This is a genomic window from Streptomyces sp. NPDC006265 (assembly GCF_040613555.1).
Classification (GTDB): Bacteria; Actinomycetota; Actinomycetes; order Streptomycetales; family Streptomycetaceae; genus Streptomyces.
Genome location: NZ_JBEXSH010000690.1, coordinates 1 through 5,024, shown reverse-complemented (window position 1 = coordinate 5,024; position 5,024 = coordinate 1). Strand labels below are relative to the sequence as shown.

6 protein-coding genes and 1 pseudogene are annotated in these 5,024 nt (G+C 69.4%); 6 read left to right on the top strand and 1 reads right to left on the bottom strand.

What is annotated here, in order from left to right; genetic code table 11:
* Positions 1-115 precede the first annotated feature (115 nt).
* The 6 genes and pseudogenes from uraD (at position 116) to ABZ281_RS37565 (ending at position 4,388) form a co-directional block, all read left to right on the top strand.
* Positions 116-625, top strand: a complete 510-nt coding sequence (gene uraD / locus ABZ281_RS37590; protein ID WP_356662522.1) for a 2-oxo-4-hydroxy-4-carboxy-5-ureidoimidazoline decarboxylase — start codon at positions 116-118, stop codon at positions 623-625.
* Positions 626-640: 15 nt separating this feature from the next.
* Positions 641-1,045, top strand: coding sequence for a hydroxyisourate hydrolase (uraH, locus tag ABZ281_RS37585; RefSeq protein ID WP_356662521.1), 405 nt, complete (start codon positions 641-643; stop codon positions 1,043-1,045).
* A gap of 4 nt (positions 1,046-1,049) precedes the next feature.
* Positions 1,050-2,006 (top strand): factor-independent urate hydroxylase, encoded by a 957-nt coding sequence (gene pucL / locus ABZ281_RS37580; protein WP_356662520.1) that lies wholly within the window; start codon positions 1,050-1,052, stop codon positions 2,004-2,006.
* 108 nt (positions 2,007-2,114) lie between these two features.
* Positions 2,115-3,494 (top strand): 8-oxoguanine deaminase, encoded by a 1,380-nt coding sequence (locus tag ABZ281_RS37575; RefSeq protein WP_356662519.1) that lies wholly within the window; start codon positions 2,115-2,117, stop codon positions 3,492-3,494.
* Between the two features lie 211 nt (positions 3,495-3,705).
* Positions 3,706-4,053, top strand: a pseudogene (locus tag ABZ281_RS37570) (solute carrier family 23 protein); the annotation flags it as partial.
* 11 nt (positions 4,054-4,064) lie between these two features.
* Positions 4,065-4,388 carry a hypothetical protein gene (locus ABZ281_RS37565; RefSeq protein WP_356662518.1) on the top strand — a complete coding sequence of 108 codons (324 nt, stop codon included), beginning with the start codon at positions 4,065-4,067 and terminating at the stop codon, positions 4,386-4,388.
* Positions 4,389-4,433: 45 nt separating this feature from the next.
* Here the strand turns inward: ABZ281_RS37565 and ABZ281_RS37560 are convergent, their stop codons facing one another.
* Positions 4,434-4,856: a thioesterase family protein gene (locus tag ABZ281_RS37560; protein WP_356662517.1), complete on the bottom strand. Its 423-nt coding sequence runs from the start codon at positions 4,854-4,856 to the stop codon at positions 4,434-4,436.
* Positions 4,857-5,024 lie beyond the last annotated feature (168 nt).

The window sequence follows — 5,024 nt, the reverse complement described above, 5'->3', positions numbered from 1 at the left end:
GTCCGGTTTCGCCTCACCGAATTTTCAACAAACTGTTGACGTGCTGTCGCGGGAGGGCGTTAGCTATCGGCACGCCCGTTCAGCACGAAGGTCGAATCCGGCCACGGAGGCTCCCGTGACTTCCACTTCCACGCCGCCGGGCCTGGCCCGGTTCAACACCCTCGAGGAGCACGCGGCCCTCACCGCGCTCCACGAGGCGTGCGCCTCCACGGCGTGGGCGCGACGCCTGCTGGCCGCCCGCCCCTACGCCACCTGCGAGGACCTGTACGCCGCGAGCGACGCCGCCATGGCGGAGCTGACGGCCGCGGACCTCGACGAGGCGATGGCCGGCCACCCGCCCATCGGCCGCCCCAAGCCCGCAGACCCCACCTCGGCGCGGGAGCAGCGGGGCATGGCCGGCGCCTCCGACGCGATCAAGGCGGAGATGCTGGAGCTGAACCTCGCCTACCAGGCGAGGTTCGGACATGTCTTCCTGATCTGCGCCACCGGCCGGACCGGCGAGCAGATGCGTGACGCGGTCAGGGAACGGATCGGCAACACGCCGGAGCAGGAGCGGGAGACCGTCCGCACCGAGCTGGGCAAGATCAACCGTATCCGGCTCGCCCGCCTCGTCGAAGAAGACTGAAGGGGACGCCCGACCATGAGCACCAGCACCACCGCGTCCGTGTCCACGCACATCCTGGACACCAGCGTCGGCCGCCCCGCCGAGGGCGTCGCCGTCCGGCTCTCCGCCCGCACCGGGCGTGCGGCGGACTGGCAGGCGCTCGGCGGCTCCGCGACCGACGCGGACGGCCGGTGCAAGGACCTCCCGGCGCTGCCGGAGGGCACCACCCACGTACGGCTCGACTTCGCCGTCGAGCCGTACTTCGAGAAATCCGCGAACCAGAAGGCCGATGCGCAGCAGGACGCCCCCGCGAATCGGGACAGCGGCGCCGGTGTGTTCTTCCCGGAGGTGGCGATCACGTTCGCCGTCGTGCCGGGCGAGCACTACCACGTACCGCTGCTGCTCAACCCGTTCGGCTACTCCGTTTACCGAGGGAGCTAGCTAGATGACCGTCAATTCCCGCCCTGCCCGCCCTGTGATCCTGGGGCAGAACCAGTACGGCAAGGCCGAGAACCGAGTCGTGAAGATCACGCGGGACGGCGCCACCCATCACATCAAGGACCTGAACGTCTCGGTCGCGCTCTCCGGCGACATGGACGAGGTCCACTACTCCGGCTCGAACGCCCACGTCCTGCCGACCGACACCACCAAGAACACGGTGTACGCGTTCGCCAAGGAGCACGGCATCGAGTCGGCCGAGCAGTTCGGCATCCACCTGGCCCGGCACTTCGTGACCTCGCAGGAGCCGATCAAGACGGCCCGGATCCGCATCGAGGAGTACGCCTGGGAACGGATCGAGGCCTCCGACGCCAACTCGCAGTTCATCGGCGCCGACGAGGTCAAGCACTCCTTCGTCCGCAAGGGCCAGGAGACGCGGCTCACCCAGATCACCTACGACGGTGAGCGCTGGGAGGTCGTCTCCGGCCTGAAGGACCTCGTCGTGATGAACTCGACCAACTCCGAGTTCTGGGGCTACGTCAAGGACAAGTACACGACCCTGAAGGAGGCCTACGACCGCATCCTGGCCACCGAGGTCTCCGGCCGCTGGCGGTTCAACTGGACCGACGACGAGCAGCGCATGCCCCACTGGGAGAAGTCCTACGAGCAGGTGAGGAAGCACATGCTCCAGGCCTTCGCCGAGACCTACTCGCTCTCGCTCCAGCAGACGCTGTACCAGATGGGTGCGCGGATCATCAACAACCGCAGCGAGATCGACGAGGTCCGCTTCTCCCTCCCGAACAAGCACCACTTCCTGGTGGACCTGGAGCCGTTCGGGCTGAAGAACGATACCGCCGACGGAGCTGTGTACTTCGCCGCCGACCGCCCCTACGGCCTGATCGAGGCGACGGTCCTCAGGGACGGCTGCGAGGCGAAGATCCCCGTGGACCTCACCAGCCTCTGAGGTTCCCTCTTTCGGCACCCGTGGCCGGGGAACCCTTCTCCCGGCCACGGCACTCAAAACTTCCAGGGTCCTGCCGTGCCCTCTCCACCACAGCGCAAAGGACGAACCATGGCAGCAGACCGGCGCATCGTCATCGAGAACTGCGCGATCGCGACCGTCGACGAACACGACACCGAGTACGCCTCCGGGCACGTCGTCCTCGCCGGCAACCGCATCGAGTCGCTCGGCGCGGGCAGGGCCCCCGAGGACCTGGAGAACGTCGCACGCCGCATCGACGCCTCCGGCCATCTCGTGACCCCCGGCCTGATCAACACCCACCACCACTTCTACCAGTGGATCACCCGGGGCCTGGCCACGGACCACAACCTCTTCAACTGGCTCGTCGCGCTCTACCCCACCTGGGCGCGCATCGACGAGCCGATGGTCCGCGCCGCCGCCCAGGGCTCGCTTGCGATGATGGCCCGTGGCGGGGTCACCACCGCCATGGACCACCACTACGTCTTCCCGCAGGGCTCCGGCGACCTCTCCGGCGCGATCATCGGTGCCGCCCGCGACATGGGCGTCCGCTTCACCCTCGCCCGCGGCTCCATGGACCGCAGCGAGAAGGACGGCGGCCTGCCCCCGGACTTCGCCGTCGAGACCCTGGACGGGGCGCTGGCCGCCACCGAGGAGACCGTGCGCCGGCATCACGACTCCTCCTTCGACGCCATGACGCAGATCGCCGTCGCGCCCTGCTCGCCCTTCTCCGTCTCCACCGAACTGCTGCGCGAAGGCGCCCAGTTGGCCCGCCGCCTCGGTGTCCGGCTGCACACCCACGGCTCGGAGACCGTGGAGGAGGAGAAGTTCTGCCACGAACTGTTCGGCATGGGCCCGACCGACTACTTCGAGTCCACGGGCTGGCTCGGCGAGGACGTGTGGATGGCGCACTGCGTCCACATGAACGACTCCGACATCGCCGCCTTCGCCCGGTCCCGCACCGGCGTCGCGCACTGCCCGTCCTCCAACGCCCGCCTCGCCGCCGGAATCGCCCGCGTCCCCGACATGCTCGCGGCCGGCGTCCCCGTCGGCCTCGGCGTCGACGGCACCGCCTCCAACGAGTCCGGCGAACTCCACACCGAGCTGCGCAACGCCCTCCTCATCAACCGCCTCGGCGGCCACAGGGAGGCGGCGCTGAACGCCCGTCAGGCCCTGCGCCTCGGCACGTACGGCGGCGCCCAGGTCCTCGGCCGGGCCGCGGAGACCGGGTCCCTGGAGCCCGGCAAGCTCGCCGACCTCGTGCTGTGGAAGCTGGACACACTCGCCCACGCCTCCATCGCCGATCCGGTGACCGCCCTGGTCTTCGGCGCGGCCGCCCCGGTCACCGCGTCCTTCGTGGACGGCCGGCAGATCGTCGAGGACGGGCGGATGCTCACGGCCGACGAGGACGCCATCGCCCGCGCCACGCGGGACGAGGCCCAGCGCCTGGCGAAGATGGCCGCGCGGGCCTGAACACACCGATACTCCGGCCGGGAGGGACGGCTCCCGGCCGGTGGCCGTGGACCCGAGCGGGGACCACGGCGGTCGTCTCCGGGGTGCGCGTGGACGCGCGCGCCCCGGAACGGCCACCCCGTCACTTGGTCCCGCACGACCACCCGCACCACCTCCCTGACACCCACGGCCGCATCGGCGCGGCCGTGTAACCGACCGGAGGGACGCCGCTGTGGCCGACCACCCCGTTGACGAGAAACTCCCCGCCCTCAAGATGGCGACGACCGGCCTGCAGCACGTGGCCGCCATGTACGCGGGCGTCGTCGCCCCGCCCCTGATCGTCGGCGCGGCCATCGGCCTCTCCGCCACCGACCTGACCTTCCTCACCGGCGCCTGCCTGTTCACCGCGGGCCTCGCCACCTTCCTGCAGACCCTCGGCGTCTGGAAGATCGGCGCCCGGCTGCCGTTCGTCAACGGCGTCACCTTCGCCGGTGTCGCCCCGATGACCGCGATCGTCGCCTCCACCGAGGACAAGTCCGACGCCCTGCCCGTCATCTTCGGCGCGGTCATCGTCGCCGGATCGTCGGTGAGTTGACCATCTATTACAACAGCAGCAACGGCGGCACCAACAGCGCCTGCTTCTATCACCGCGGTCCCTCGTACGGCGTTGCCGCCAAGACCTATGTCGGCATCTACAGATGCGCACAGACGTCCGGCGAAGGGCGGACATGCCGTAACACCACTCCTGGTGACATAGACGAGGGAAACTTCGCCTACCAGGCAGGCCCTGTTGGTGTGACGGGCACGGCGAACTACTGCGTCGGCGCGCAGGGCTGGATCGTGTGGGAGCACCCCGCCCCCGATGTAGGGAAAGTGATCATGGGTGTGGCTACCCCCCTCACCCGGGGCTGCTGAGCGGCTCGCTCGCATATGTGCCAGGGCGGCGGGTGATCTCGCCGCCTAAAGCCCGAACATGCCCGGGTCCGCCGCCAGCTTCTTGAAGACCTCCGCGGGGTCGGCGACCAGTCTGCGCTTCTCGAGGTCCAGGATGCCGCCGACCGCCGTGATCTCGGCGGCGACCGTGCCGTCGGCCTTCACCACGCTCTGCTCGATCCGGAACGTCTTGCCGCCGTCCCACGCGAAGGCGCAGGTCACCTCGACCTCGTCGCCCGCGAGCAGCTCGCGTTTGTAGCGGATGGTCGTCTCCAGGGCGACCGGACCCACGCCGCCGCCGATGAGGGCGGACTGGCTGATCCCGGCGGCGTGGAGCAGCGACCAGCGGGCGTGCTCCGCGTAGTTCAAGTACACCGCCTGGTTGAGGTGCCCCTGGACGTCGGTCTCGTATCCACGGACGGTCACAGGGACGGAAAACGGCTTGCTCACGGCTTTCCCTTCTCGCGCCGGGTCTCTCGCACCGGACTCTCGTGCACTGCGCAACGATCCACCGATCTTGGCATGCTCATCACGCCCGGCGCGGCGAAGCGAGCAGATACCGGGTCCCGCCGCGCGGCTCGCGGTGCTCGCTCACCTGCCAGCCTGCCCCTTCCAGGG